General features: G+C 67.0%; 26 protein-coding genes. 17 read left to right on the top strand and 9 right to left on the bottom strand.

Going from position 1 to position 26,035, the window contains the following annotated elements:
- Window positions 1-57: 57 nt before the first annotated feature.
- The 6 genes from M3C25_RS04405 to M3C25_RS04430 form a co-directional block, all read right to left on the bottom strand.
- Window positions 58-687: a GntR family transcriptional regulator gene (locus M3C25_RS04405; RefSeq protein ID WP_257995120.1), complete on the bottom strand. Its 630-nt coding sequence runs from the start codon at window positions 685-687 to the stop codon at window positions 58-60.
- A gap of 119 nt (window positions 688-806) precedes the next feature.
- Entirely contained in the window at window positions 807-2,642 is a 1,836-nt protein-coding gene (locus M3C25_RS04410; RefSeq protein WP_259855176.1) for an acetyl/propionyl/methylcrotonyl-CoA carboxylase subunit alpha, read from the bottom strand.
- Window positions 2,639-4,249: a 5-oxoprolinase subunit B/C family protein gene (locus tag M3C25_RS04415; RefSeq protein WP_219722609.1), complete on the bottom strand. Its 1,611-nt coding sequence runs from the start codon at window positions 4,247-4,249 to the stop codon at window positions 2,639-2,641. Before M3C25_RS04415 ends, M3C25_RS04410 begins: the two co-directional genes overlap by 4 nt.
- A complete protein-coding gene (locus tag M3C25_RS04420) occupies window positions 4,246-5,004 on the bottom strand; it encodes a LamB/YcsF family protein (RefSeq protein ID WP_102162068.1) in 759 nt (252 codons plus the stop codon). Before M3C25_RS04420 ends, M3C25_RS04415 begins: the two co-directional genes overlap by 4 nt.
- A 148-nt stretch (window positions 5,005-5,152) precedes the next feature.
- The gene (locus M3C25_RS04425; RefSeq protein ID WP_102162067.1) at window positions 5,153-5,392 is read right to left on the bottom strand and encodes a hypothetical protein; all 240 of its coding nucleotides are present in this window, start codon (window positions 5,390-5,392) and stop codon (window positions 5,153-5,155) included.
- A gap of 113 nt (window positions 5,393-5,505) precedes the next feature.
- On the bottom strand, window positions 5,506-5,973 hold the full coding sequence (locus M3C25_RS04430) for a hypothetical protein (RefSeq protein ID WP_102162066.1): 468 nt from the start codon (window positions 5,971-5,973) through the stop codon (window positions 5,506-5,508).
- Between the two features lie 242 nt (window positions 5,974-6,215).
- On the opposite strand from M3C25_RS04430, the gene M3C25_RS04435 reads away from it, so the two are divergent.
- Together M3C25_RS04435 and M3C25_RS04440 are read left to right on the top strand one after the other, a co-directional pair.
- Complete coding sequence (locus M3C25_RS04435) at window positions 6,216-7,424, top strand: IS110 family RNA-guided transposase (RefSeq protein WP_259855177.1); 1,209 nt, start codon at window positions 6,216-6,218, stop codon at window positions 7,422-7,424.
- Between the two features lie 164 nt (window positions 7,425-7,588).
- Window positions 7,589-8,179 (top strand): TetR/AcrR family transcriptional regulator, encoded by a 591-nt coding sequence (locus tag M3C25_RS04440; protein WP_165883712.1) that lies wholly within the window; start codon window positions 7,589-7,591, stop codon window positions 8,177-8,179.
- A 126-nt stretch (window positions 8,180-8,305) separates the two neighbouring features.
- On the opposite strand, the gene M3C25_RS04445 is transcribed toward M3C25_RS04440, so the two are convergent.
- Window positions 8,306-9,904 carry an acetolactate synthase large subunit gene (locus M3C25_RS04445; RefSeq protein WP_259855178.1) on the bottom strand — a complete coding sequence of 533 codons (1,599 nt, stop codon included), beginning with the start codon at window positions 9,902-9,904 and terminating at the stop codon, window positions 8,306-8,308.
- A 405-nt stretch (window positions 9,905-10,309) separates the two neighbouring features.
- On the opposite strand from M3C25_RS04445, the gene M3C25_RS04450 reads away from it, so the two are divergent.
- The 10 genes from M3C25_RS04450 (at window position 10,310) to M3C25_RS04495 (ending at window position 19,940) form a co-directional block, all read left to right on the top strand.
- Window positions 10,310-11,848 carry a sodium:solute symporter family protein gene (locus tag M3C25_RS04450; protein ID WP_217006239.1) on the top strand — a complete coding sequence of 513 codons (1,539 nt, stop codon included), beginning with the start codon at window positions 10,310-10,312 and terminating at the stop codon, window positions 11,846-11,848.
- Between the two features lie 79 nt (window positions 11,849-11,927).
- A complete protein-coding gene (locus M3C25_RS04455; RefSeq protein ID WP_217006241.1) occupies window positions 11,928-13,652 on the top strand; it encodes an amidohydrolase in 1,725 nt (574 codons plus the stop codon).
- A 44-nt stretch (window positions 13,653-13,696) separates the two neighbouring features.
- Window positions 13,697-14,617: a LysR family transcriptional regulator gene (locus M3C25_RS04460; RefSeq protein ID WP_259855179.1), complete on the top strand. Its 921-nt coding sequence runs from the start codon at window positions 13,697-13,699 to the stop codon at window positions 14,615-14,617.
- Between the two features lie 339 nt (window positions 14,618-14,956).
- Window positions 14,957-16,081, top strand: a complete 1,125-nt coding sequence (locus tag M3C25_RS04465) for an aromatic ring-hydroxylating dioxygenase subunit alpha (RefSeq protein WP_259855180.1) — start codon at window positions 14,957-14,959, stop codon at window positions 16,079-16,081.
- Between the two features lie 3 nt (window positions 16,082-16,084).
- Window positions 16,085-16,564, top strand: coding sequence for a hypothetical protein (locus tag M3C25_RS04470; protein WP_259855181.1), 480 nt, complete (start codon window positions 16,085-16,087; stop codon window positions 16,562-16,564).
- Window positions 16,565-16,588: 24 nt separating this feature from the next.
- Entirely contained in the window at window positions 16,589-17,542 is a 954-nt protein-coding gene (locus M3C25_RS04475; protein WP_259855182.1) for a PDR/VanB family oxidoreductase, read from the top strand.
- A 70-nt stretch (window positions 17,543-17,612) separates the two neighbouring features.
- On the top strand, window positions 17,613-18,215 hold the full coding sequence (locus M3C25_RS04480) for a GntR family transcriptional regulator (protein WP_170274506.1): 603 nt from the start codon (window positions 17,613-17,615) through the stop codon (window positions 18,213-18,215).
- Window positions 18,216-18,437: 222 nt separating this feature from the next.
- Window positions 18,438-18,722: a hypothetical protein gene (locus tag M3C25_RS04485; RefSeq protein WP_259855183.1), complete on the top strand. Its 285-nt coding sequence runs from the start codon at window positions 18,438-18,440 to the stop codon at window positions 18,720-18,722.
- Between the two features lie 47 nt (window positions 18,723-18,769).
- Window positions 18,770-19,045 (top strand): DUF7218 family protein, encoded by a 276-nt coding sequence (locus tag M3C25_RS04490; protein ID WP_259855184.1) that lies wholly within the window; start codon window positions 18,770-18,772, stop codon window positions 19,043-19,045.
- A 454-nt stretch (window positions 19,046-19,499) separates the two neighbouring features.
- Window positions 19,500-19,940, top strand: coding sequence for a hypothetical protein (locus M3C25_RS04495; protein ID WP_259855185.1), 441 nt, complete (start codon window positions 19,500-19,502; stop codon window positions 19,938-19,940).
- A gap of 23 nt (window positions 19,941-19,963) precedes the next feature.
- On the opposite strand, the gene M3C25_RS04500 is transcribed toward M3C25_RS04495, so the two are convergent.
- Window positions 19,964-20,596, bottom strand: coding sequence for a DUF1707 SHOCT-like domain-containing protein (locus tag M3C25_RS04500; RefSeq protein ID WP_259855186.1), 633 nt, complete (start codon window positions 20,594-20,596; stop codon window positions 19,964-19,966).
- 588 nt (window positions 20,597-21,184) lie between these two features.
- Between M3C25_RS04500 and M3C25_RS04505 the strand changes: the two genes are divergently transcribed.
- Window positions 21,185-21,586 carry a DoxX family membrane protein gene (locus tag M3C25_RS04505; RefSeq protein WP_170274501.1) on the top strand — a complete coding sequence of 134 codons (402 nt, stop codon included), beginning with the start codon at window positions 21,185-21,187 and terminating at the stop codon, window positions 21,584-21,586.
- 192 nt (window positions 21,587-21,778) lie between these two features.
- A complete protein-coding gene (locus M3C25_RS04510) occupies window positions 21,779-21,949 on the top strand; it encodes a hypothetical protein (protein ID WP_259855187.1) in 171 nt (56 codons plus the stop codon).
- A gap of 7 nt (window positions 21,950-21,956) precedes the next feature.
- Here the strand turns inward: M3C25_RS04510 and M3C25_RS04515 are convergent, their stop codons facing one another.
- The gene (locus M3C25_RS04515) at window positions 21,957-23,135 is read right to left on the bottom strand and encodes a GmrSD restriction endonuclease domain-containing protein (RefSeq protein ID WP_259855188.1); all 1,179 of its coding nucleotides are present in this window, start codon (window positions 23,133-23,135) and stop codon (window positions 21,957-21,959) included.
- A gap of 312 nt (window positions 23,136-23,447) precedes the next feature.
- On the opposite strand from M3C25_RS04515, the gene M3C25_RS04520 reads away from it, so the two are divergent.
- The 3 genes from M3C25_RS04520 (at window position 23,448) to M3C25_RS04530 (ending at window position 26,008) form a co-directional block, all read left to right on the top strand.
- The gene (locus tag M3C25_RS04520; protein ID WP_259855189.1) at window positions 23,448-24,149 is read left to right on the top strand and encodes a GntR family transcriptional regulator; all 702 of its coding nucleotides are present in this window, start codon (window positions 23,448-23,450) and stop codon (window positions 24,147-24,149) included.
- Window positions 24,150-24,388: 239 nt separating this feature from the next.
- Window positions 24,389-25,237 (top strand): fumarylacetoacetate hydrolase family protein, encoded by an 849-nt coding sequence (locus tag M3C25_RS04525; RefSeq protein WP_102162051.1) that lies wholly within the window; start codon window positions 24,389-24,391, stop codon window positions 25,235-25,237.
- Between the two features lie 9 nt (window positions 25,238-25,246).
- A complete protein-coding gene (locus M3C25_RS04530; RefSeq protein ID WP_102162050.1) occupies window positions 25,247-26,008 on the top strand; it encodes an SDR family NAD(P)-dependent oxidoreductase in 762 nt (253 codons plus the stop codon).
- Window positions 26,009-26,035: the final 27 nt, after the last annotated feature.

The raw sequence follows: 26,035 nt of genomic DNA on the forward strand, positions 1-26,035 counted from the left end.
CAGGTTCCCGAGGTCGGTTCCTCATAGGCCGGGCGTACCTGCGTGAGGAGACCAAGTTCAGGACAGCAGCTCGCGGACCTCGCTGCGCGCCCGGTCGAGGTAGCTGCGCATCTCCTCAGCGGCCTCGCGGCGCCGGCCGCTTGCGGCAAGGTCGGCGATCGTGGCGTTGAGCTCGATATAGGGGTAGTGGAAGCCGCGGCGCTCGGCTGAACCGCGGATGAAGACGAGCCGCATGAGCGCGAGCACCCGGGTCATGACCTCGTTGGCGTAGTAGGACTCGGCCGAGGCGATGATCGCCGAGTGGAACCGCTGGTTGGCATCGCCGACCGCATGGGGGTCGCCCGCCTCGCGTGCGGCCCGCCCGGCGGCCACACAGTCCTTAAGCGTGGCCGTGTCGAGCCGGTCCGACCACTGCAGGACGGCCGGTTCGAGCAGCGAACGGCACTGGTAGATCTCATCGACGTGCGAGATCTCCGGCAGCGTCACATGCACCCCGCGGTGCGGCAGCCGCACGACGACCCCGTAGCCCTGCAGTGCGACGAACGCCTCGCGCAGCGTGTTCCGGGAGACCTCCAGCCGGGTGGCCAGGGCAACCTCGTGGAGCTTCTCGCCAGGGGCAAGCTGGCCGGTTGAGATCTCCTCCAGTAGCGTGTGGGTCACCCGCTGCTGTGCCGATACGAATTCCATGGTCACGCCGCCATAGTAGGAGACAATCGCGGTAGCGGCGGCTGTGATCTTTCTGTCATGTTCCCTTACCGTTCCCATACGCCCTCAGTACCAGCCTCGCGCCGCATCCTCGGCACGGTTCAGGAGATCCGCGCGAGCACCTGACCTGCCGAAACGCTGTCACCTGCATCCAGGGACTCACATGCAATCGTTCCGCCGGACGGGGCGGAGACATTGGACTCCATCTTCATCGCCTCGATGACCGCGACCGTCTGCCCGGCCTCGACCGCGTCGCCGTCTGCCACCTTCCACGTCACGAAGCTGCCGGCATATGGGCTCGTGACCTCCGCTCCCGAGGCGTCGGCGCCGTTGTCGGTGCTGCTCGCCTCGGTCTCGGTGTCCGCGCCCGTGGTGCCGGCAGGCTGGGCCTCGCCGGTGGACGCACCGCTTGGGGCTGGGCTGGCGAGCCGGCTCAGCAGCTCAGCAGGCAGACCGAGCTCGACGCGCTTGCCATCGAGTTCGACGCCGAACCGGGTGAGCGGCTGACCGTCACGTTGATCGGCGAAGACCTCGGTGCGTTCGAACTGCTCGGCGAAGTCGTTTTCGATCCAGGTCGTGTGGACGGCGAAGTCATCGGCGAAGTCAGAGTGTTCGAGCACTGCCTGGTGGAACGGCACGACCGTGGCGACTCCCTCGATGACGAGTTCGCGCAGCGCCTGCCGGGCACGCGTGATCGCCTGGTCGCGGTCGGCACCGAAGACGATGAGCTTGGCCATCATCGAGTCATAGGCACCCGGGATCGTCGACCCGCTCGTGACCCCGGTGTCGACGCGGATGCCCGGGCCGGTCGGGGCCTCGAATCGGGTGATGGTGCCCGGGCAGGGGACATAGCCGTTGGCGACGTCTTCGGCGTTGAGCCGGAACTCGATCGCATGCCCGAGCTGCGGCACAGTGATCTCGCTGTCCCCACATGCGGCATTGCCGTCAGAAGCATCGCCGTCGGCGAAGGATAGTGGCAGGCCGGCGGCGATCCGGAACTGCTCGCCGACAAGATCGACGCCGGTCGTCATTTCGGTCACCGGATGCTCGACTTGCAGGCGCGTGTTGACCTCCAGGAAGCTGATGGTGCCGTCTTCGGCGATGAGGAACTCGACCGTGCCGGCGCCGACGTACCCGGCAGCGCGGCAGATCTTCACCGCACCGGCGCGGATCGTCGCCTCCTGCCAGGCGGTGAGGAACGGCGCCGGGGCCTCCTCGACGAGCTTCTGGTTGCGCCGCTGCAGCGAGCAGTCCCGCAGCCCGACGACGAGCGTGTGCCCGTGCGCATCAGCGAGGACCTGCGCCTCGACATGGCGGGGGCGGACGAGGAACTTCTCCACGAAGCACTCCCCGCGCCCGAACGCCGCCACCGCCTCACGCCCGGCGGCAGCGAAGGCGTCTTCGACATCGTCGAGCTCGTGGACGACCTTGAGCCCGCGCCCGCCACCGCCGTAGGCGGCCTTGATCGCAATCGGCAGGCCGTGCTCTTCGGCGAACGCGTGTGCCTCTTCCCAGTCCTCGACCGGCCCGTCCGAACCTGGGGCCAGCGGAGCGTCGACCGACAGCGCGATCTCGCGGGCGGTGACCTTGTTGCCCAGCTTCTCGATCACCTCTGCCGACGGTCCGATCCACGTCAGCCCTGCCTCGGTGACGGCGGAGGCGAACGCGGCGTTCTCGGCTAGGAACCCATAGCCGGGATGGACGGCATCGACGCCTGAGCGCAGGGCGGTCTCGATGAGGGCCGGGATGTTCATGTACGTCTCGGCCGGGGCAGTGCCGGGCAGCCGGTGGGCTTCATCGGCGATGCGGGCGTGGAGTGCGTCGGCGTCGGCATCGGAGTACACGGCCACTGAGCGCAGCCCGTGGTCGGCGGCGGCGCGAGCGATGCGTACGGCGATCTCACCGCGGTTGGCGATGAGCACAGATGAGAGCGTCATGGGGGATCTCCTGCTGAGTCGGCGGCTGTCTCGAAGACGGTGAAGCGCACCTGGGCACCCGGCGGCAGCTGGGCGGCGAGGTCGAGGTCTTCGGCGATGACGGTGGCGATGACCGGATACCCGCCGGTCACCGGATGGTCGGCCAGGAACAGCACCGGCTGGCCTTCCGGCGGCACCTGGATCGCACCGGAGACCATGCCCTCACTGGCGAGCTCCCCGGTGTCCTCGGCCCGGCGCAGCGGCCGGCCGTCTTCGCCTGCCTGCAGGCGAAGGGCGATGCGATTGGACTCCTGGCTGACCTTCCACACTTGGCTGGTGAGCGTCTCCAGCTCACCGGGGGCGCACCAGTCATCTCTCGGCCCGGGCACCACCCGCAGCTCTGCGGTCGTGAGATTACCTTCCGGTAGGGTCGCAGGCTCCGGTCCGCCGACGGCACCGACATCGGGGGTGACGGGAACCTTGAGCTGCTGGCCGGCACTGATCGGTTCGGGGCCGAGCCGGGAGAGCGTGTCGGTCGCCGTCGAGCCGAGCACCTCGCTGGTGACGAACCCGCCGCGGACCGCGAGATAGCTGCGGATCCCGTGCGTCGGCGCACCGATCTCGACACTCTCACCGGCCGGGACGACGAGCGGGGTGCGCAGCGGGGCGGGCTGCCCGCCGACGGTGACCGGCGCCTCGGCTCCGGTGACGGCCAGGGTGAGGTCGGTCTCGGCACGCAGCCCGAACCCGCCGAAGAGGCATTCGATGACGGTGGCGTCGCCGCGGTTGCCGACGATCCGGTTGGCCTGCCGGGCTGAGGCGCGGTCGAGCACCCCGGAGGTCGGCACGCCGGTGTCGCCGTGGCCGGTGCGCCCGCGGTCCTGGAACAGCGCCTGCAGGCCCACGGCGGTGACGGTCGCGGCCGGGCGGGCCGGCTGGCTCGCCGGCGCCGAGGCGGTGGCCGGGGAGAGCGTGATCTCCTCGCTGACGGCCCGGTAGCGGATCTCATCACCCGGGCTGATGCGGTTGGGCGGGTCCTCGCCGAGGTCCCACACCGGGGTGGGGGAGGAGCCGAGCAGCTGCCAGCCGCCGGGTGAGTCGATCGGGTAGACGGCGGAGAACGGCCCGGCCAGGGCGACGGAGCCGCGCGGCACCTTGGTGCGCGGGGAGGCCCGGCGCGGGGTGTCCCAGCCGCTGCCGGCGGCGGTGCAGTAGGCGAAGCCGGGGGAGAACCCGCCGAAGGCGGCCAGCCAGTCCTCGCTCGTGTGCCGGTCGATGAGTGCTTCAGTCGAGATGCCGTAGTGCTCGGCGACTGCCCCGAGGTCCTCACCGTTGTAGACGACGTCGATGTCGATGCGTTTGTGCGCACCGGCGGCCGCGTCATCGGGGGTCAGTGCGCGCAGGGCGGTCAGGGCTGTGTCGAGGCCGCGGCGGGTGGCGGCTTTGAACAGCAGCGTGCGGGCGGCGGCGATGACCTCGATCTGCGCGTCGAGCGGGTGGGCGCTCAGATGCGCGTGCCAGGCCATGACGGTGGCGGTGTCGGGCAGTTCGATGAGCACCGAGCGGGTGCCCATGAGCCGGAACTCCGGGGTGCTGGTCACTGCGCCGGGCTGGTCGGCCGGGCTCATGCGAAGCTCGTGACCGACACGCCGGCTTCGTCGAGGGCCTCGCGGATGGCTTTGGCCATCTCGACGGCACCCGGCGAGTCGCCGTGCACGCAGATCGACTGGGCGTCGACGCGCAGGGTCGAGCCGTCGCGGGCGGTGACCGTGCCCGAGGTGGCCATCTCGATGACCCGGGAGCGGACAGCATCGATATCGGTGACGACCGCATCGTCCTCGGAGCGGGAGACGAGCGTGCCGTCGGGGTTGTAATTGCGGTCGGCGAAGGCCTCGGTGATGACCTGCAGGCCGGCCTTGACGGCCAACTCAGCGGCGATCGAACCGGGCAGCAGGAGGAGCGGGACGCTGCGGGAGAAGGCGCGCAGGCCGTCGATGACCGCCTGAGCGTGCTCGGCATTGCGCACGAGCGCGTTGTACAGCGCGCCGTGGGGTTTGACGTAGCGGACCTCGGAGCCGTGCGAGCGGGCGATCGCGTCGAGGGCACCGATCTGGTAGAGCACCTCGTCGGCCAGCTGCTTGGGGTCGTAGTCGATGAATCGGCGGCCGAATCCCGACGGGTCGTTGTAGGCCGGATGCGCCCCGATCGTCACGCCGCGAGCGGCGGCCTGGCTGACGGTGGCCGAGATGCCGTGGGGGCTGCCGGCGTGGAAGCCGCAGGCGACATTGGCCGAGGAGACGACGTCGAGGATCGCCTCGTCATCGCCGACGGGGATGCCGGCGACCGATTCGCCCAGGTCGGAGTTGACGTCGATGCTGCTCATAGCTTCTCCTCCAGTTCGCCTCGGCGGGCCGCACTCCCCTGATCGTTGTTGAACAATTCTACGGGATGCGGGCCGGTGTGGGGCCGGGAGGGGCTGGGGAAAACGGCCGGCACCGCAGGCGGTGGCTCAGCCGATGGGGTGCCGGGTCTCAGTAGCCGGCGGCGCGGCGAGCCCGGCGCTCATTCACCCGGCGGGTCTCTCCGCGGATGGTGAAGCAGGAGATGACGGTGCCGACGAAGAAGAATCCGCCGGTGAAGAGGAACAGCAGACCCATGACGATCTTGCCGATGTAGAAGTACTGCAGGCCCGCGATGAGGACGAAGCCGAGGAGGGTGAGGACGAGGGCGAGGCCGGGATCCTTGGCCGGTTCGGTGGCGTAGGGCGACATGCGAGCTCCTTTCGCGAACAGGTGCGCGTGCTGGTGCTCTTCTAAGTGTGCCCTATCGGCATCCGAACCGGCTGGGAGCACTACCTGGCGGACGCCAGAGCCGACCGCGTGCCTCAGCCGAACAGCTGCACACCGGCCATCGCAAGCCCGCCGAAGAGCACGCCCCAGGCGATGATCGACACGATCTGCCAGCGCGCCACAGCGTTGCGGGAGGCGCCGAAGGAGACCATCGCCATCGAGGTGATCTGGCTGGGCAGCACGGTCTGGCCGAGCAGGCTGACGCCTGGTACGCCCCACCGGTCGAAGGCTTTCCTGAGCCGTGCCTTCTTCGGTGAGTCAGCCGGCTTCTTGGCAGTCGCCCGGGCGCGGATCTTGTGGGCGCCGTAGACGAGGGCGAGCATCGACAGGACGTTGCCGAGGATCGCAGCCGGGATCGCGACGACGGGGTGGACGCCGGCGACGATGCCGATGACTGAGCCGAAGTAGGACTCGACGAACGGCAGTGCGGAGATGAGGATGATGCCGGCCCAGCGGGCCCACACCGGCAGCGAGGTGGTGAATTCCTGGAGTGCTTCGAACATGGTCCTTACCTTTCTTATATGTGGATTGGGAGCAGTGGTAAGTTTCCGACCACTCCGGGGATGCGGGGCATGGCTGTCATGGTTTTACCCGCTTGATGCATGGTCGAAGGAGATTGGCCACCTCGCATCCTGCAACGGCTCGACCGCTGATTGAGAAACGCGACCGATCGCTGTGTAAGGACACGACGGCGTAGCCGTTGAACACGGAGTGGGACACGTCCACACCTACGGAAGGAACCGCTATGGCCGACCTGTTCGCTGGCATCGACGCCGGCAAGTCCCACCATCACTGCGTCGTCATCGACGCCGACGGCAACAGGCTTCTGTCGCAGAAGATCACCAACGACGAAACTGTCATCACGAACCTCATCGACGAAGTCAACACCCTCACCGATCCCTCGGGATCGGTGACGTGGGCGACAGACCTCAACCGAGGTGGTGCCGCGCTGCTCATCGCGCTGATGAACGCTCACGGGCAGACCCTGCTCTACATTCCCGGGCGCACCGTCTACAACGCTGCGGCCACCTACCGCGGTGAGGGCAAGACCGATGCCAAAGACGCCGGAATCATCGCCGACCAGGCCCGGATGCGCCGTGATCTGCAACCCATCAGGCTCGGCGACGATATCGCAACCGAACTGCGACTTCTCACCGCCCACCGCACCGACTTGACTTGCGACCGAACCCGGGCGATCAACCGGATGCGAGCCAGCCTCGGCGAGTTCTTCCCCGGCCTGGAAGCCGCGTTCGACTACTCGACCTCGAAGGCTGCCCTGCTCCTGCTCACCGGGTACCAAACCCCAGCAGAGATCCGCCGTATGGGCGCAAAGCGCCTGACCGCGTGGTTGAAAAAACGTGGAGCCAAATCGGCTGCCCGGGTCGCTGACATCGCCGTCGACGCCGCGCACAAGCAGCACACCACCGTGCCCGGCCAGGACGCGGGTGCGATGATCGTGGCCCGGCTCGCTGCTGAGATCCTGCGGCTGCGCGACGATATCACCGGCATTGAGAACCGCATCGAGAACCGGTTCCGTGAGCATGCTGATGCCAAGATTCTGCTGTCGATGCCCGGATTCGGGCCCCTCCTGGGGGCCGAGTTCACTGCTGCGACCGGGGGCGGGATCGCTCAGTTCGACAGCGCGAACCGGTTGGCCGGAATCGCCGGCCTGGCACCGGCACCGCGGGACTCGGGCCGCATCAGCGGCAATCATCATCGACCGAAACGCTACGACCGCAGACTGCTGCGCGCCTGCTACCTCGCCGCGCAAGCTGCCTCCCGGTGGTGTCCGGTGTCGAAGTCGTTCTACGACCGGAAACGCGCTAAGGGCAAGAGCCACAAACAGGCGATCCTGGCCCTGGCACGCCGACGCATCAATGTGCTTTGGGCAATGCTGCGAGACCGCACAATGTTCAGCCAAGGAATTGCCCCCATACCGGAGTGCATCACTTGACAACTTCATTGAGATTCTCCTTCACGAGGGGTGGCTTCACGCAGGGCTGCGCTCGTCTAGTACAGCGTGCTAGTTCAGTGTACTAGTACGGTGTGCTAGATTGTCAAGTGACGATCGGAGTCGTGAACGAAGCGCTGGAAGAGGTGCGTGACGGGAGGAGTCTGATGGCTGACAGGCGGGAGCAGATCGTCGAGGCCGCCCTTGAGCTCGTCGAGTCCGGCGGGCCAGGTGCTGCGAGCGTGCGAGCTGTCGCCGAGCGCGCCGGCATCGGCGCGAGCACGCTTCGGTACTATTTCCCGACCCAAAGTGCGCTCTTGCGCGCAGTGGCTGAGCGGGCCTATTCGCGTGAGGTGACCGATCTCGACATCGCGAACTCCTCACGGGATCCAGCCGAGCGGCTGACCGAGTGCATGCTGCAGTTCCTGCCGCATGATGACGAATCGACGCGCTCGCTGCTCGGCATCTGGGTCACCCAGATGTCCAATGCCTTCGGCCCGGAGGCTGATGACTCCAGTACGCGGATGTTCTCACGGCTCTACGAGATCGGGTTGGCCAGGGTCGAGTCATGGCTGCGCGTCCTCGCCGCCGAAGGGCATCTTGCCGAAGTGGACATCCCCGACCGCGCCTCGCTGCTGAGCGCGGCCTGCGATGGGCTCATGCCGCAGTTCGGCGCCACCGACCTGGAGCTGACGCTCGATGTCGCCCGCAGACGACTGCGCTGGCTGTGCGGAGCCGTGCTCGACCACACGCCCTGAACCCGAAACGCGTGCCACGCACCGCCCGGGGGCACTCGAGAAGAGAAAGACCCCGGTTCGCACGATCGCGCGCAAACCGGGGTCGGAAGCCTCAGCACAGAGGGCTCAGGGGGGACTCAGCGGGGCTCAGACCATCACTTCGATCAACCGCGGTCCCGGCTCAGCCAGTGCCTCGGAGAACGCGGCGTCGAGCTGCTCGACGGTCTCGACACGACGGGCCGGCACGCCCATCCCCTCGGATATGGCTGACCAGTTCGGCACCGGGTCGCTGAGGTCGAGCAGTGCGCTGGCCTTCGGGCCGAAGTCCGGCACCCCGACATTGGCCATCTCATTGCGCAGGATCTGGTACTTGGCATTGTTGAAGATGAGCGTGACGACGTTGAGGCCTTCGCGGGCCTGAGTCCACAGCGCCTGCGGCTGGTACAGGCCCGAACCATCGCTTTCGAGCGTGATGACCGGCCGATCCGGGCAGGCGATCGCGGCACCTGCGGCCACCGGCATCGCATAGCCGATCGACCCGCCGGTGCCGGAGAACCAGTCGTGCGGGCGCGCCGTGGCGGTCTGTGCCCAGAAGCTCCCGCCGGTCGTGAGGGACTCATCGACGACGATCGCGCCCTCAGGGATCGCATTGCCGAGGAACGCGCTGATCTTCTCCGGGGTGATCGTGCCGCTCGGCATGCCCGGCAGAGACAGCTCGGCAATATGGCCGCGGCCCTCGGCGGTGCCGGCACCGGAGGCGATCCCATCGCCGGGGACATCAGCACCGGTGGCACCGACCGCCTCGGCGAGAGCCTCCAATGCGGCGAGCGCATCGCCTTCGCGCGGGCAGATCTCGAAGAAGGTCGTGCCGGCGGCAGTGAGCACGCTCGACTTGTCCGGGTAGGCGAAGAACGCCACCGGCTCCTTCGAGTCGACGAGGATGAGCGCATCGAAATCGGCGAGCAGCTCCTGGGACGGCCCCACTGGGTACGGCACCTTGAGTGTCGTCACCCGCCCGGCGCCGCGTTCGGTGCGAGGGGCGAAGGTGTCAGACAGCAGATGGGCGCCGGTGGCAGCAGCGATCCGCCCGGCCACAGCGAGCTGATCGGCCCGCACAGCTCGCCCGCCCATGAGGATCGCAGTGCGCGCACCGGAGGCGCGCAGGCGCTTGGCAGCGGCAGCGATGACGCGCTCATCGAGGACCGGACGCGGCAATGCGGCGGCAGTCGGCACGGCCGGGTCGCCGTTGACCGGGTTCCAGGCGGTGTCGGCGGGCAGGATGAGCGAGGCGACGCGGCCAGCCTCGGCCTGGCTGATCGCATCGGCGGTATCGGCGGCGATCGTGTCAGGGGAGGGTGAGGTGCGCACCCAGTGGCTGAACGGGCGGGCGGTGCCCTCGATGTCCGAGGTCAGAGGCGCATCGAGGTGCCGGTGGTAGGTGGCGTGATCGCCGATGACATTGACGATCCCAGCCCGGGCGCGCAGAGCGTTGTGCATGTTCGACAGGCCGTTGGCCAGACCTGGCCCGAGGTGGAGGAGAGTCGCGGCAGGGCGATCGGTCATGCGAGAGTAACCGTCAGCCGCACCGGTGACCGTGCCCTCGAACAGCCCGAGTACGCCGCGGATCTTCGTCGCCTTGTCCAAGGAGGCAACGAAGTGCATCTCCGAGGTGCCGGGATTGGCGAAGCACACCTCGATGTCGTTGTGCTCAAGGGTGGCCAGGAGTCTGTCGGCGCCGTTTGTCATCGGTTCTCTGCTTTCTCTCATCAGCTGGCGCTGTGTGTCTCAGCTGAAGCTGCGTTGTCACTGCCGCGGGTCGACTGTATCAGCGGTCAGTGGAGCATGGGGCCGACCGGCTGGGACCCGCAAGTCAGGGGCTGGCGGCGCGGCGGTGCGCTGCCGTGCGGCTGACAGTCCTCATCTCATCACCGCCTGCGGATGCCCGCAAGACGCCAGATGGAGTGAGCTGCGCGCCGGGCTCGTTGACCAATGCTCTCACCAGCAGTCATGCGCAAACAGCATTGGATATACGTCAAAATAGTATTTGATGTGCATCACCGCAGGCCACTACGGTCAGGAACCATTGCACATGTGGTCTGCCGGCAGCGTGGTCGACAGGAACAGCCACTCCGCACAACCGAAAGACGCCTTATGTTCACCGACGCACAGAATACGGCCCTGGCGGTCATCGTCTTCGTCTACTTCCTGTTCCTCGTGGTGCTCGCCGCCGTCATCAACCGGCGAGTCAAGACCTATGAGGACTACAGCGTGGCCGGACGCACCGTCTCCGTGTTCCCGATGATCCTCACTCTCATCGGCACCGCGATCGGCGGATCGATCCTGCTGGGCTATATGACCAACGGCTTCGCGCTGGGCATGGGTCAGATATGGCTCGCCCTTGTCGCCGTAATCCCCTCGATCATCCTGGTGACCGTGCTGGCCAAGCCGATCCGTCGTATCGGCGAGCACCACGGCATGGTCACCCTCGGCGATTTCACCGCACTCGTCTACGGCAAGCACGCGCGGATCCCGACTGCGATCTCCATGCTCTTCGCCTACTGTGCGATCACCGGAATGCAGTTCGTCTCCATCGCTCTCATCCTCAACCTCACCACCGGCATGGACGTCACTATCGGCATCCTCGTCAGCTGGGTGATGCTGACGATCAAGACCGTGCTTGGTGGCCTCAAGGCCGTCGTGTTCCAAGACGCGCTGCACGGCACTCTGCAGACCGTCGGCATCTTCGCCCTCTTCGTCGTCGTCATCATCGTCTCCGGCGGATGGGACAACATCCAGGCCAATGCCAAGGCCGTCGACGCAGGCCAGATGATGAACGTCTTCAACATCCCGCCAGCAGAGTTGGCCGTCCTCTTCCTCACCGTCGGCGGCTACCAGTTCGTCCGCCAGGACCTGTGGCAGCGCATGTGGGCCTCGAAGACGATGAAGGTGCTCACCGTCAGCTTCTGGGTGGCGATCGTGCTGCAGACCCTCATCGGCGTCGCCGTGGTGCTCCTCGGCGTCATGGGCCGGTTCGGGCTGCAGCTGACAGACGCGGATCCAGCGCTCATCTACTACGAGATCATCGGCGCGGTGTTCCCGTTCCCACTCGTCGTCATCATGCTCATCGCGCTGCTCGCCACTGTCATCTCGACAGCCGATTCATTCTTCCTGGCAGGCTCATCGTCGATCGTCAACGACATCATCAAGCCGCGCCTAGCCGACCAGCACTCGCCGAAGCTGCTGACCTACTCGAAGCTCGCTGTGCTGCTGACCTCGGTCGTGGCCCTCATCATGGCTCTCTACATTCCGCAGCTGATCGTGCTGTGGGTCACCGGCACCGCGATGCTCGTCTCCGGTCTGCTCGCGCCGGTCATCTGCGGCCTGTTCTGGAAGGGCGTCACCCGTGCCGGCGGCCTCGCGGCGATGTGGAGCGGCCTGGTCATCGCCGTCATCTGGCAGCTCACCGGAGAGCCCTTCGGCTGGCATCCCGTCTTCGTCGGCCTGCCGGTCTCGATCGTTGTGCTCATCGCCGTCTCGCTGGCCACCCAGTCGACGAACACGCGCACCGAGTCCTGGTACTCCGAAAGCAAGCGGATGCTCACTGAGGAAGAGCGTGGCAGCACAGCCGCACAGCCGGCGGCAGACGGCGGGCCCGCCCAGGCCGATGCACCGCGCGGCCGCCTGGAGTGACCTGCCGAGCGAGAACACCGACCGATGACACCGACGTCGGCACCGCGCCGCTGTGCCGACACCAGGAGGAGACCCACCCATGACCCACCCCCGCACGTCCACTGACATCACCACAGATGCACCTACCGCTGCGACAGCCAGCCCCCAACGGCACGCTGATCGAATCTTCCACTCCGGGGCGATCCTCGACACCACGCGCAGCGCCCCGGCGGCCGCAGGGCAGGCGCCGGTGACGGAATTCGTCGAATACGAGGCACTCGCCGTCGCCGACGGCGTCGTCCTTGCCGCCGGCACCCGCAGCGAGGTTGAGGCCTTCGCCGGACCGGGCACCGAGTTCGTCGATCTCGGCGGTGGAGCGATGCTGCCGGGCTTCATCGAGACGCACATCCATCTGGGGATGTTCGGTCAGACGCTGTTGGAGGTCAACGTCCGCCCGAGTGCGGTGTCGTCCATCGCTGAGATCAAGGACGCCGTAGCGAAGGCGACGACCGAAGTGAATCCGGGGGAGTGGATCACCGGATTCGGCTGGGATGAGAGCGGCATCGAGGAGGGGCGCGGGCCCACCCGCGACGACCTCGACGAGGTGGCCCCGGACCATCCAGTGATGCTGCGCCGCACGTGTGGACACATGGGAGTGGCGAACTCCGCTGCCCTCGCCGCCTCAGGCATCACCGAGGACACGGCCGACCCTGCCGGCGGGGCTCTCGTGCGCGATGACAGCGGTCGTCTCACCGGCCTCGTGCAGGAAACCGCGCTGGATCTGATGGCGGTGCCGGCCACCGGCGAAGCCGAAACAGAAGCCGGCATCACACTGGCCCAGGACGCCTTCCTCGCCTCCGGCATCACCACCGTTCACGACCTTGCCGCACAGAGCGAACACATCCGCGTGCTCTCGCGGATGCGTCAGGACCGCGCACTGCGCGTGCGCGTCCGGCCCTGGATGTGGGCACTCGACGGGCTCTCGTTCACCGGATGCCTCGACACCTATGTGGAGGCCGGCATCACCTCCGGATTCGGCGATGACTGGGTGCGAATCCAGGGCATGAAGTTCATGCTCGACGGTTCGGTTGGGGGCCTTACCGCTGCCGTCGCCGAACCCTATGAGGGCACCGACGCCACCGGCATCCTCGTTGCCGACGTCCCGCAGGCCCACCCTGGCGTGCTCAAAGCCGTGCGCCACGGCCTGCGCGCAGCCATCCACGGAATCGGCGACCGGGCCGTCGAAGTCGCCGCCACCGTCCTCGACCAGGTTGCCGCCGAGGTGCCGGAGACTGCGCAGATGCGCTGCCGGATCGAACACTGCGCGCTGCCGCGGGAGGCTGACTTGGAGATCATGCAGCGCCACGGCATCATCGCCGGCTCCTCCGTTGGATTCCTCCACCGGATGGGCGACCGGTACGGTGAGGTGCTCGGGTCTGAGCGGATGGCGCGCGTCTACCCTCAGCGGACCTTCATCGACCGCGGAATCAGCGCCCCGCCGAACTCCGACTGCCCGGTCACCGAGGCCAACCCCTGGCATGCGATCTCCGCAGCCGTCACCCGCACCTCGGCAACCGGGCAGGTGCTCGACACCGCGCAGAACATCACTTTGGCCGAGGCGATCCACGGTTTCACCCGCGAAGCCGCTGCCGCATCCTTCGAAGAGGACACCCTCGGCATCCTGCAGGCCGGTGCGCTGGCAGACCTCGTCGTCCTCGACGTCGACCCGCGCACCGTGCCGGAGGCGGAGTTGGCCGGCGTGCAGACCAGGCAGACCTACGTGCAGGGCCAGCTGGCATACGATGCGGAGTCTGCCGCACCGTGAGCACGCCTCCTGCGGGTCAGCGGCACCCGTGGGAGAATCCGGATATGAATCTCCGCCGGCTTGAGAGCTTCCTCGCTGTCGTGCGCTGCGGCACGGTCACCCGTGCCGCGCAGGAACTGCACATCGCGCAGCCGGCGCTGAGCCGGCAGCTCAAGACGCTGCAGCGCGAACTGCGAGTAGACCTGTTCGAACCGGCCGGCGTCGGATTGCAGCTCACCCCGGCTGGGCAGGCGTTCCTGCCGCACGCCCGCAGACTCGTTCAGGAGTCGCAGCGGATGGCGAACGCGCTGTCGAACATCCGACTCGGCAGCATCGGGGTGCTCACTGTCGCCGCCACACTGGCCTCAACCCGCGGATTCCTCGCCCCGTTCATCTCCACGACCTCGGCAGAAGATCCCACACTCGTCGTCGAGGTCGCTGGGCACTACGAGCTCATCGGCCTGCTGGCCGGCAACACGGACATGGCCGTGACCCCGGAGACCCCAACCCCTGCGGTGGAGAGCATCGAACTCGGACGCTTTCCCATCTGGGCACATGTCGGCCCGCAGCACCGATGGGCGGTCCAGGGCCGTTCAGAGGTCGCCATCGACGAACTGGCCGCAGAGCAGCTCATTCTGCCTACCGCCCACAGCGTCAGCCGCCGGATGCTCGACATGAGCGCAGGCGAGCGAGGCATCGGCGTGAGTCCCGTGCACGAGACCGACGACGGCGCTGCGATCCAGGCGCTCGCTGCCGCCGGTCGCGGAGTCGGTGTCACCACCGAGTTCGGCTCCTTCGACACCCGCCCAGTGCGCGTGATTCTGCCGGCGGCGGCCACGGCGGGTTCAGGGAAGCGGATCACCCTGACGCTGCCTGTCCACGCCGTGTGGCGGCCAGGGCACTACGCGCGCACCGTCATCGCAGACATCGCTGAGCGAATCCGCGACTTCGCCCACACCCATCCGGCGATGAGTGACGTGGATTGAGAAGGCCGTGCGCCTCCCCCCGACCTCGCTGACATCGCGCACCATGGCCCGATGATGCGTCCATCGACGCAGACGACCGCGGCGGTGCGCAGCAGCATCTTCCCGTTACCGCACGGAGTCCGGTGTCTCAAACTCCCGACAACTGCTCTCCGCTCATCCAATCGAACGTGCGGACTTTCTCATCTGCAGCTTCCTCTTGAAGATCTCTGTCCGGTCAGTCGGATCGCCCCCGTCGGCCCTTGTGCCGAGCCGCTCCCGCCTCTACAGTGAATACACTGTATACAAAACGTATGGCGGGCAGCGCGGCCCGCCGCCTCACTCACGCTCAAAGGAGTAGTCGTGTACGTCTATAACACCTGGTACGTCGCCGCCTGGAGCTACGAAGTCACCGACAAGCCCACCGCCCGCACCATCTGCGAGCTGCCGCTCGTGCTCTTCCGCACCCAGGACGGCCAAGCACACGCGCTCGTCGACCGCTGCGCTCATCGCGGCTTCCCGCTCTCGGAGGGCCGGGTCGTCAACGACTCCGTCGAGTGCGCCTATCACGGCTTCACCTACGGCCGCGACGGCCGCTGCACGCGTGTGCCCGGCCAGACCGCGCTGCCCGACCGCGCCCGCGTCGGCACCTATCCGGTCCACGAGAAGGACGGCTGGATCTGGGTCTACACCGGCGATCCGGAGCGCGCTGACATCAGCGACATCCCCGACACCCACTGGCACAACGACCCCGAATGGGCACCGGTGTTCCACTCCCTGGGCATCAACTGTCGGGCCGAACTCGTCCACGACAACCTCCTCGATCTCACCCACGAATCGTGGATCCACCAGACGACCGTCGGCGACGACTACATCTACGAATACGGCGTCACCGTCGAAGTCGAGGGCAACACTGTGAGCGTCGACCGATTCATGCCCAGCGTCGAGGCCCCGCCGCTGTATAAGGACACGATGGGCATCTCCGGGCCCTACGACCGGTTCCACTGCACCGAATTCCATGTGCCCAACCACCACACCCTGCACTCGGGCATCACAGCCGAGGGCCAGCCGCGCGAAGACGGCTACCTCATCAAGGTCACCAACGCGATCACCCCGATCGACGCCGACCACTGCTGGTACTACTACTGCTTCGCCCGCAACTTCGCCGTCGATGACGAGCAGGCGACCAAGGACCTCGAAGTCGGCCTGGCCACCGTCCTCAAGGAGGACGCGTGGGCGCTTGAGAACCAGGAGCGCGGGCTCAAGACCCGCCCGGCTGATGAGTTCGACGTGCTCATCGCCCAGGACGGCGGGGTCGCCAAGGCGCGCCGCATCATGAACGCCCTCATCCGCGCTGAGCAGCGTGAGGCGGATGCGAAGCACGAGGCGTCTGAGAAGAACGCCGTCGCCGCCTCGGGCGGGACCGCCAGCACCGCGAACACCGACCCCGTGGACAGCGCCGCCCAGCCGGCTGGTCAGGAGGTGTGAGCGATGTGGATGCTTTCGCGCGGCAGCGCCCTCGACGCCTCCGGTGAGGCCGCCACCATCGGCGCCGACTACACCGCCCGAGCCGGCAACGGGCGGGTGCTCGCCTCGTGCCCGGACTCCCCAGAGCGCGGAGACCGCTGGAAGTGGACGATCCGGTTGACCGGGGCCGAACCCCACGCCGGCGTGGACATCGACCACGACCCCGAACTTGTGACCATCACCCGCACCACCGTCGAAGGCCCTGGTGAGAAGGACCTGGACCGCGCCACCGGCAGGCAGTTCGTCATCGTCCCAGTCGCCGGCGCCTGCCAGATCAGCATCGCCGGAGGCCCATGGGCCCGCGACATCACCCCCGGCGACGTCTACATCGCCGAAGGGGAGGAACCTGAGACCCTGCGCATCTCCGCCGCTGATGCCCGCACCCGCGTCGAGGCGATCGAGATCGCCGCCGCCGACGGCGGCCCGCTGCGCTGGGTGCCCTGAACGGCCAGTGCAGAAGGAGGAATCATGCCCGAACTCATCGACATGAAGGTCATCGGCACCCAGGCGGTGTGCGAGGACGTCATGGCCGTCGAACTCGAACGCGCCGACGGCGGCCCGCTGCCCACCTGGAGTCCCGGCTCCCACATCGACATCGAACTGGCTGCAGGGCTGGTGCGCCAGTACTCGCTGTGCTCGGACCCGCGCGTCCCGCGCACCTGGCAGATCGCGGTGCGCCGCGAGCCCCGCTCCCGAGGCGGCTCGGACTTCGTACACGATCAGCTCGCCCCCGGCGCGGTGCTGCGGGCGACTGTGCCGATCAACCGGTTCGCCTTCGACGACGCTGACGCCTACGTCTTCATCGCCGGCGGCATCGGCATCACCCCGCTGCTGCCGATGCTGCGGCAGGCGTGGTGGCGCAAGAAGCCGGCACGTGTGTACTACCTGGGCCGCAGCCGGGGCCGGCTGCCGTTCGTCGACATCGTCGAAGAGCTCTGCGACGACGTCACCGTCCACGAATCCGCGACCGCCGGCCGGCGCGACATCGCCGCTGATCTTGCCGGACTGCCCGCCGGCGCGCGCGTCTACGCCTGCGGGCCCGATGCGCTGCTCGACGGGCTGGCCATCATCGCCGAACAGGAGGGCTTCGCTGACCGGCTGCACACCGAGCGGTTCGTCAACGAGACCGGCGAGGGGGTCACCGTCATGGCCGATGACCGGGAGTTCCTCGTCGAGACGAACACCGGAGCCGAGGTGAGAGTCCCGGTGGGCTGCAGTGTGCTCGAAGCTCTCGAAGGGGCCGGCTACCGGCCGTTCAACTCCTGCCGGGAGGGCATCTGCGGATCATGTGAGACCGATGTGCTCGCAGGAGCAATCGATCACCGCGACTCCCTGCTGTCCGAGGCTGAGCGGCAGGCCGGAGATACCATGATGATCTGCGTCTCCCGCTGCACCGGCGACCGACTCGTCCTCGACATCTGAGCGCCGGGACAGCTGAACGCAAGGGCATGAGAACGACGACAGCGCAGACACCGCAGGAGAGGAGGCACCGATGGCCAACCTGACCGCTGAGGTCAAAGGCAAAATCACTGCCGCGGTGGCCAGCGGTGAGCTGGCCCCAGGCACGGTGCTGCGCCAGGAGCACATCGCTGAGCGCTTCGGCGTCTCGCGCACCCCTGCCCGCGAGGCGCTCGTGCAGCTGGCTGCCGCCGGGGTGGTGAGCCAGCGCAGCGGCCGCGGCTTCGAAGTCTGCCCACTGGACGACACCACCGTCGCCGATGTCCAGCAGGTGCGCTTCAGCCTCGAGGCGCTCGCCCTGCGCTCGCTGACCGGCCAGCTCACACCTCGGGCGCGGCTGGAGCTGTCCCACCGGCTCGACCAGGCCGAACTCGCCCTTGACGACCCGGCGGAGTTCTTCGAACTCTCCCGCCGCTTCCACATCGAGCTCGTCGACGCGTGCGCGAACTCCTATCTGCGCTCAGTGCTCACCAGCGTGTGGGACCATCCGGTCCAGCAGCGCATCGGCGCCCGGGCCGGAGCCGACCGCGCCCAGCGGCAGGCGACGCTGGCCACCCACCGGGAGCTGCTGGCCGCGCTTGCAGACGGCGACGGTGCAGCCGCTGAAGCCGCACTGATGCGCTGCCACACTGACTGATGTCTCAGCTGCTGTGCTGCAATGTCCGGTGCGGGGTGCGATGAGGTGCGGTGCTCTGGTGTGAAGTGCGGTATTGCGGTGTGCGGTCCCGGGCGGAGGCGAACGCACACCCTCCGCAGCCGGTTCGCAGCTGAATGTGAGGGCTGCGACCGCCTGGGCTCACGTGTCCCTGTTTACGTCAGCGTCACCGACAGGCCATGTCGATCTGTCACTCTCGGGAGTATGGATGCAACGATTTCGACTCTTCGCACCTGGATCGAGACCACCGGACAGCAGTGGCTGGCCGATGACAATATCACCGGCATCGACATCGCCCACAAGGTCGTCGAGGGCTTGACGCTCGATGCCGTGTGCCTGCGCTTCACCGTGCGCCGCAAGCTTGCGGCTGCCGACCCCGCTGCCATCATCCCGCCGTATGTCAGCATCGGCGAGCGCATCGTTCCCACTGATGTGGTCGAAGCCCGCCGGTTTGCCGCCGCTGGCCAGCCGGCCCGCGCCTGCGCCTGATCGACGCTGACCCGGCTGTCTGTCGCCCCATGACGTAGACTGAGGGCATGGCTGCACCGGATCGCAAGACTCCAGGACCATCGGTCAAAGACGACGAGATGTATGAAGCGCTGCGCCGTGAGGGCAACAGCAAGGAGAAGTCCGCGCGCATCGCCAACGCCGCCGCGCAGGATTCCCGCTCTGACGTGGGCGAACGCGGCGGGCATGCCGACTCCTACGAGGACTGGACCGTCGACCAGCTGCGCAAGCGCGCCGCCGAACTCGATATCGCCGGCCGCTCGGAGATGAACAAAGACGACCTCATCGCAGCCTTGCGGGGGTGAACTTCGCCCGCACCTGGGACCGTTATCACCGGCGTGGCCTCCGCTGGCCTGCTGCACGGCATCGCCGGCAACGGTAAGACCCCGATGAGCGGATACCAGGTCCCATGCGCTTTCGGCCCCGCCGGCAAGCCAGACGGCACGACGCTCGCCCCCGGATCGGTCGCAACGACCGGTGACGCACCCGCTGCAGCTCCCGGCACTCCAAGAGGCGGGTGTCAGCCCTCAACTCCGACCGCACGGCCAAAAGGCCGAGGCGCTCTCGAAGGACGCTGAGCACCATTATGCCGCTGTCGTCGACTACACCCCACGACAGCAGGCCGGCCGCGCATCGTCATCGCCGCGCACGCGGAGCTGAAGAACCTGCACACGCAGCGATTCTGCGAAACCCTGGGCCGCGCGGAGGAGCCGGGTTACGATGGTGCTGACAGCGACGTCATCTGACCCAGGGGGTCCCATGGCCACGGAATCGCAGCACAGCACCACAGACCGCAGTTCAGGGGAGGGGATCGGTTTCGCCCTGCTCGAAGCGGTCTTCGCCACGACACCTGCCGACCGCGCATCGGATGCCGATACAGATGTCGTGCACCGGCTGGAGACGTTCCACGAGACCTACCCGAACGTCGGCGATGACCTGCAGGCGCTCATCAACCTCGGTGAGGCGCCCGTGCGCGAGGTGATGGGCGAGGACCAGATGGCCGGCCGGCTCAAGAGCGAAGCGCTCATGGACGTCGCGATGACGTTCGCCAACCTCGACCCGCGCATATCGACCGCAGCTGATGCGGCCGCCCACTCCTGTGAGGAGCTCGAGGCTGCCTATACCGCAGTCCCCGGTCTGGGTACGGGCACCTTCGAGCAGTTCCTCACCCGGCTCGGGCTTACCGACTCCGAGGACTGATCCGCAGTTCCCGCCGCGCTGGCTCAGCGGTCTGAGCCGGTGCGGTGATCGGGGTCCGCGTCCTCGTCAGGATCGGATTCCCGGAGCTCGGGCTGCGGTGCCCGGCCGGCGCCTTCGAGTTGCCGGCGGGCCTGCTCGGTGAGCTTGACGCGTTTGGCGTCGATGATCTCGTCACGACGGGCGAGGACGCCGAAAGAGCCCAGACCGGTGCCGAGGATGACGAACAGCGGCCAGAACCAGATGACCGTTCCGGAGACGATCGAGGTGAAAGCCCAGATCGCCACGCAGATGCCGACCGGGCCTGCGACGATCCCCAGGAGCGCCTTGCGCCGCTGCGACCGGTAGTGCTCGAGTGCTGCCGCGTCGATCTCCTCGCGGGTGAGTGGAATGCCCTCATCGAGCTCGGCCAGCGCCGACTTCTGCGGGCCGACATCTGGGGCGAGATCGGACAGCAGCGGCGGCAGCTGCCCGAGGGTCTTGGCCGCGTTGGCGGCATCGGTGCGCTCCTCGAACTCCTCGCGGTCGAGGCGGCCATGCGCGTAGGCCTCGGCGAGGAAGTCGCAAACCGTCGAGCGGTCGGCAGTCGAAGCCCGCAGATCGGGATTGCGGCGCGGGTCATGCGCGAACTGCTCCCAGGGACTTCCGCGGCCGGTCATGACAGCAGAGTATCTCAGATCACGCGAACTTCCAGAGTCCGATCGAGCCGACCGGCGGTCATCGGACGGGAGAGCCTATGAAAGGCACAGGCGTCACTCTCGACGGAGGCGGCTTCTCGTTGACCGAAGACGGAGCACCAGTCATCGGCGACTGCCTGCTGGCGCTCACCGGCTCACTGCAGCTGCGGGGGTGTTGCATCCGACCGCCAGCGGTGATGCCGCCTTGTCCGCCGAGCGGTTCGAAGCCGCCTTCAGCGCCCGGGCCCGCCCCTCGGTGCTCTCCCTGTTCGGTCCGGACCCGTGAGCCCGACTGTCGGGGCCTGCTGTGCGCATGGATCTCCGGCGGCGAGTACACCTTCGGGTATGCAGTCGGCGACTATGCAGCTGCTGTTTTCACCGACGGCACGTTCGCCCACACCGTCGCGGACGGAGGTCAGCGCCATGCCCTCCGCCTCGCCGGCGGCCTGGCGGAGACCCTGTCGATGTTCGGCCACGACGGCACACGCGCATCTCACTGACAGTGCGAAGGCGTAGAGTGAAGAGCGCAGTCTGCATCCACGAAACGACAGCTGAGCGAATCGAGGAAGAATGCTCTCCACTCTCGTCCGCATAGGCGGCCGTCTGGCCCTGGCCCCGATCTTCATTACCGGTGGCATCAACGCCGCCAAGAACCCTGCCGGCCGACCCGACAAGGCCGCCGCCACTATCGGCACTCTCCGCGAATACGTTCCAGCGATCCCCGAGAACGACGAACTCGTCGTCCGCCTCAACGGCATCGTTCAGGCAGCTGCCGGAACCGCACTCGGCCTCGGTGTGCTGCCGAAGGCCTCAGCAGCTGTGCTGCTGGCCTCCCTTGTGCCGACTACGATCGCCGGGCATGACTTCTGGAACGAGACCGAACCGGACAAGCGTGCCGGCCAGCAGCTGCAGTTCTCCAAGAACGCCGCCATCATCGGCGGGCTGCTGAGCATCATCGGCTCCCGCCGGTGACGGCACTGAGCCGCCATAGACCGAACCCGCCCCGGCCGAGGCTACCGGCCGGCTCGGGGCGTCCGCCGGGGTGGCCTTCGCTGGTTGCGATGGCACTCGGGCCAGCGGGCTGCCGCTGGCTCGGACTGCTGCTGGCCGCCGGGTTCGGCTGCGACCGTAGGTCGGAGTTGGGCGCCGGGGGCCTCGCTGCTCGTGCTCATCGGGCTCTCCGCCGGTGTTGCCCAGGCGGCGGCCCTGACGATCATGATGAGCCGCGCTGACACCCCGCAGGAGACCGAGCGCGCCAGCGCGCTGTGGAACATCTGCTTCGACATCGGCCTGGGCCTCGGCGCGCTCGCCGGGGGAGCAGCCGTGCGCCGGTGAGGCCGCGTCACTCGCAGCCGATGCCGTCACCGTCGCGGTCCAGGTGCGAGCCGTAGCCCGGCTCCCCGACGTGCACCGGCGCCCCGCCGCGATCACGCGCTTCGGTGCAGTTCCTATAGGCACCGCCGGGACCTGAGCCCGGGCCGGACCCGCTGCCGGACCCGCTGCCAGACGACCTGCCGCTGCCCGACCCTGAGCCCTTCGACTTTCCGCTGCCGGCACCTGACCCGCCGGATCCACCGGAACCGCTCGAACTCTGCTGGGAAAGCGCCTTCGTCCCCGGCGCCTCTGCGTATCCGTCGACGTCGCCGCCGCGCGCACTCGGCCACTCGGCTGCCGAGGCGAAGGCCGGCTGATCGTCGCATGAGGACAGCACGCGGATCATCGCCTCCTTCTCCGGCGGCACGACCCAGAGCTCGTACTTGTGCTTGACCGCGATCTGCCGGGCGACGTACTCGCAGCGGTACGGCTTGTGCGGTGGCAGCCAGGTCGCCGCTTCCGAGTCGCCCTTCTGCGCATTGAGCCAAGACTCGACGGCGAGCAGATTCCGCGGATCATTGCCGAACTCCACCGCAGTCGAGGCGTCGAATGACCGCGCGCCGGTCTGCCAGGCGTTCGACAGCGACACGATGTGATCGATGTCGATGTTGTTGCCGTCACCGCGGATGCAGTCGAATGTCTCCCCGGAGAACTTCGAGCCCAGCGTCCCGCCGAGCACAACACACCCGGAACGGCGCAGCGTGATGCCGCGAAGATCGCGGCGCAGCACATCATTGCGGGTGTCGCAGCCGTTGCGGTCGGTGTCGTTTCGCCAACCGAAGAAGTCACGGTCATAACCGGTCTTCGGTGCCCGGCCCTTGACCTCCAGCTCGGCGAGTATCGCCAGAGCGGTGCCGGTCTTCGCCTCCGGCAGCGGCGTCTCTGACGGGGTCGGCGACGCCGAGGTGCCGGCCGGGTTAGGAGTCTGGGCTGCCGGGACCGAGGCGGTGGTCGCCTCGGCAGTGGCCTCCGTCGCGACGGTGGCGTGCGGCTCGTCGGATCCGGAGTCGGCGAAGGCGCCGATGACAGCAATCGCGCATGCGCTCACCACAGCGATCCAGAACCGGCGGCTTCGCCGCTTGGTTCCCGTGGACGACTTCGGTGTCGAACGGAAGGATCCCGATGACATGGGACGGCGTGCAGGCATGGGCATCAGTCTTCTGTGCAGGGCAGCGGCTGAGCTGCGCGAGGGCGGGAGAAGCGAGCGTCGTACATCGTCGGTGGCACGTGATCGACAGACCGACGCTCATCCATTCGAGAATACGGGATGGGGTACACGCGGAGGCGCCCGGGTGCAACCGTGAGACCAGGCATCCTGCACCTCGGGCCCGGCTGGTGTCGGGTAGGGTTCCTAGAGAGGAGTTGGGACTGCGCGGCAACCCGTCGCTGAGCGTTCGGCCGTCTCCCCGTCGACCGACGGTGGACAGGTGGAATCGATTCTGCCGAGTGAGGAAGGAAGATGATGACGTCGACTGCGGAGTCGCTGCGGACGCCTGCTTCGGTGCACGAACGCATCCGGCACAAGATTGTGCGCAATGAGATTCCGCCGGGCCGCCGGGTCAATATCGATTCACTCGCGCGCGAGTTAGGTGTATCTCAAACCCCGATTCGAGAAGCGCTTCAGCGGCTCGAAGGGGAGAACCTCGTCATCCGTGAACGTGGCCGCGGCTACGCCACGACGGAGCTGCTGACGGAGGCGCAACTTCAGCATATCTTCGAAGTGCGAATGCTCCTCGAGCCATGGGCCTGCCGGGTGGTCGCGGTTGACCGCGCGGGAAATCCCGGACCGGCGCTGTTGACGCTGGTCGACGAGTTCGAGAGTGAGCACGCTGATGTCTGCGCACGCATCGATCTTGCCGCCCACGACACGGAATTTCATACTCTCATCCACGCATCAACGGCTAACGAATTCCTCTCGAGGTCACTTGCTGGCCTTCATGCTCAGGCGAATCTCTTCCGGCTCTACGGCCACGACATCGACAGCGTGAGCACCCTCACCGAACATCGCGACGTTGCGCAAGCTATCGCCGACTGTGATGGCAGCGCGGCGGAGGAGGCGATGCGCACTCATCTGCTGCGTTCTCTCGACCGCTATCTGCCGGCATTGCGCGGCGAAGCGCCGAACGATTTCGTTGCTCCGCCACCTGCGCGCATCAGGTGACCGGCTGATTCCGATTCCAGTGCGGAGTGTGATGGTGCCTGTGATGACATAGGGCTGAAGGCCGGATCGGCCGGCCGGCTAGGGCAGGGCGGCAAACTTAGCCCAAGGTTTTCTCGTGTTGGATCGACTTTCTCCGTGGTAGCGAACCCATGCCGTCAAGCCTATAGCAAAATCGTAAATCCTATATTAAGGTGAGTTTTAACCGGCGTGAGCTGGACCACTTACTACCTGGAGGATGGATGAAGCTGTGGCGGATCGGCGAAGCGGGGTCTGAAACCCCCGTCGCCAGCATGGACGGCACGACCTACGACGTCAGCTCTCTGACGACTGCCTATGATGCGGACTTCTTCGCGCGCGACGGGCTTGCTCAGATCGCTGACGCGATAGCGGCTGGTGAGCTGCCAGCAGTCGAAGTCGACGAGAACGCGCGCATTGGTGCCCCGCTGACACGTCCGCAGGCTCTTATCTGCATTGGCCAGAATTATGCGGCTCATGCTGCGGAATCCGGGTCGGAACCTCCGAAGCGCCCGATCATCTTCTTCAAGCACCCGAATACCATCGCCGGACCGAACGACATGGCCTATATTCCCAAGGGCTCGAAGAAGACGGACTGGGAAGTTGAGCTCGGTGTCGTCATCGGCAAAGAGGTCAGTTACCTCGACTCGAACGAGGAAGCCGCCGAAGCCATTGCAGGCTACGTGCTGTGCAACGACTTGTCCGAACGTGATTTCCAGCTCGAAGTCTCGGGCGGACAATGGTCGAAAGGCAAAGTGGCTCCCGGGTTCTCGCCATTGGGCCCCTGGATGGTGACAGCAGATGACATCAATGCGCACAACCTCAGCATCCGATCGTGGGTCAACGGCGAGCCGAGACAGGACTCCACCACCGCAGACATGATCTTCAGCGTCGAAGACATCGTCCGTGACCTCAGCCAGTACATGAAGCTCTCGCCCGGCGATGTCATCCTCACTGGGACGCCCCAAGGCGTTGCCCTCTCCGGACGTTTCCCGTACTTGTCCGCCGGCGACGTCGTCGAAGTCGAAATCGAAGGTCTTGGCCGCCAGCGCCAGGAATTCGCCAACGCCTGAGAGGAAACAATGAATACCACACCCGACGACCTGCACGGTCTCAGAGCTATCGTCACTGGCGGAGCTTCAGGCATCGGCGCAGCGGTGACCACCGCATTGCTCGATCGTGGCGCCTCGGTCGCCGTCTTCGACCTGAATCCCGAACCGGCAGATCTGCGCGCCCGAGGCTATGCCGTCAATGTGGCCGACGACGCCACTGTTACAGCCGCCGTTTCCGCTGCTGTAGCCGACATCGGCGGAATCGACATCGTCGTCAACAATGCCGGAATCGGGGCACAGGGTACCGTCGAGGCTAACAGCGATGAGGAATGGCGCACTGTTCTCGACGTCAACGTCCAGGGCATTGTTCGTGTCACCCGCGCCGCCCTGCCACACCTGCGGGAGTCGTCCCACGCCTCCGTGGTCAACACGTGTTCCATCGCGGCCACCGCTGGGCTTCCCGACCGCGTCCTGTACTCCGCTTCGAAAGGAGCGGTTTACTCAATGACGCTCGCGATGGCTGCTGATCATGTACGCGAGGGAATCCGGGTCAACTGCGTCAACCCGGGCACCGCCGACACTCCCTGGATCGGCCGACTGCTCGATGCCGCAGAAGACCCGGATGCCGAACGCGCTGCGCTCAACGCCCGCCAGCCGTCAGGCCGTCTCGTCTCAGCAGACGAAGTAGCCTCGGCCATCGTCTACCTCGCATCACCTGCTTCATCTGCGGTGACGGGCAGTTCACTTGCCGTCGACGGCGGCATGCAAGGTCTGCGCCTGCGCCCAGCCTGAATGAGCCCGGCATCAGCAACCATCTTC

The sequence above is a fragment of the Brevibacterium luteolum genome, assembly GCF_025147615.1.
Taxonomy (GTDB): Bacteria; Actinomycetota; Actinomycetes; order Actinomycetales; family Brevibacteriaceae; genus Brevibacterium; species Brevibacterium luteolum.

Bases quoted from the DNA above. Each gene is read 5' to 3' on its own strand.
- M3C25_RS04405 (WP_257995120.1), bottom strand. From the start codon at position 687: ATGGAATTCGTATCGGCACAGCAGCGGGTGACCCACACGCTACTGGAG.
- M3C25_RS04410 (WP_259855176.1), bottom strand. From the start codon at position 2,642: ATGACGCTCTCATCTGTGCTCATCGCCAACCGCGGTGAGATCGCCGTA.
- M3C25_RS04415 (WP_219722609.1), bottom strand. From the start codon at position 4,249: ATGAGCCCGGCCGACCAGCCCGGCGCAGTGACCAGCACCCCGGAGTTC.
- M3C25_RS04420 (WP_102162068.1), bottom strand. From the start codon at position 5,004: ATGAGCAGCATCGACGTCAACTCCGACCTGGGCGAATCGGTCGCCGGC.
- M3C25_RS04425 (WP_102162067.1), bottom strand. From the start codon at position 5,392: ATGTCGCCCTACGCCACCGAACCGGCCAAGGATCCCGGCCTCGCCCTC.
- M3C25_RS04430 (WP_102162066.1), bottom strand. From the start codon at position 5,973: ATGTTCGAAGCACTCCAGGAATTCACCACCTCGCTGCCGGTGTGGGCC.
- M3C25_RS04435 (WP_259855177.1), top strand. From the start codon at position 6,216: ATGGCCGACCTGTTCGCTGGCATCGACGCCGGCAAGTCCCACCATCAC.
- M3C25_RS04440 (WP_165883712.1), top strand. From the start codon at position 7,589: ATGGCTGACAGGCGGGAGCAGATCGTCGAGGCCGCCCTTGAGCTCGTC.
- M3C25_RS04445 (WP_259855178.1), bottom strand. From the start codon at position 9,904: ATGACAAACGGCGCCGACAGACTCCTGGCCACCCTTGAGCACAACGAC.
- M3C25_RS04450 (WP_217006239.1), top strand. From the start codon at position 10,310: ATGTTCACCGACGCACAGAATACGGCCCTGGCGGTCATCGTCTTCGTC.
- M3C25_RS04455 (WP_217006241.1), top strand. From the start codon at position 11,928: ATGACCCACCCCCGCACGTCCACTGACATCACCACAGATGCACCTACC.
- M3C25_RS04460 (WP_259855179.1), top strand. From the start codon at position 13,697: ATGAATCTCCGCCGGCTTGAGAGCTTCCTCGCTGTCGTGCGCTGCGGC.
- M3C25_RS04470 (WP_259855181.1), top strand. From the start codon at position 16,085: ATGTGGATGCTTTCGCGCGGCAGCGCCCTCGACGCCTCCGGTGAGGCC.
- M3C25_RS04475 (WP_259855182.1), top strand. From the start codon at position 16,589: ATGCCCGAACTCATCGACATGAAGGTCATCGGCACCCAGGCGGTGTGC.
- M3C25_RS04480 (WP_170274506.1), top strand. From the start codon at position 17,613: ATGGCCAACCTGACCGCTGAGGTCAAAGGCAAAATCACTGCCGCGGTG.
- M3C25_RS04485 (WP_259855183.1), top strand. From the start codon at position 18,438: ATGGATGCAACGATTTCGACTCTTCGCACCTGGATCGAGACCACCGGA.
- M3C25_RS04490 (WP_259855184.1), top strand. From the start codon at position 18,770: ATGGCTGCACCGGATCGCAAGACTCCAGGACCATCGGTCAAAGACGAC.
- M3C25_RS04495 (WP_259855185.1), top strand. From the start codon at position 19,500: ATGGCCACGGAATCGCAGCACAGCACCACAGACCGCAGTTCAGGGGAG.
- M3C25_RS04500 (WP_259855186.1), bottom strand. From the start codon at position 20,596: ATGACCGGCCGCGGAAGTCCCTGGGAGCAGTTCGCGCATGACCCGCGC.
- M3C25_RS04505 (WP_170274501.1), top strand. From the start codon at position 21,185: ATGCTCTCCACTCTCGTCCGCATAGGCGGCCGTCTGGCCCTGGCCCCG.
- M3C25_RS04515 (WP_259855188.1), bottom strand. From the start codon at position 23,135: ATGCCTGCACGCCGTCCCATGTCATCGGGATCCTTCCGTTCGACACCG.
- M3C25_RS04520 (WP_259855189.1), top strand. From the start codon at position 23,448: ATGATGACGTCGACTGCGGAGTCGCTGCGGACGCCTGCTTCGGTGCAC.
- M3C25_RS04525 (WP_102162051.1), top strand. From the start codon at position 24,389: ATGAAGCTGTGGCGGATCGGCGAAGCGGGGTCTGAAACCCCCGTCGCC.
- M3C25_RS04530 (WP_102162050.1), top strand. From the start codon at position 25,247: ATGAATACCACACCCGACGACCTGCACGGTCTCAGAGCTATCGTCACT.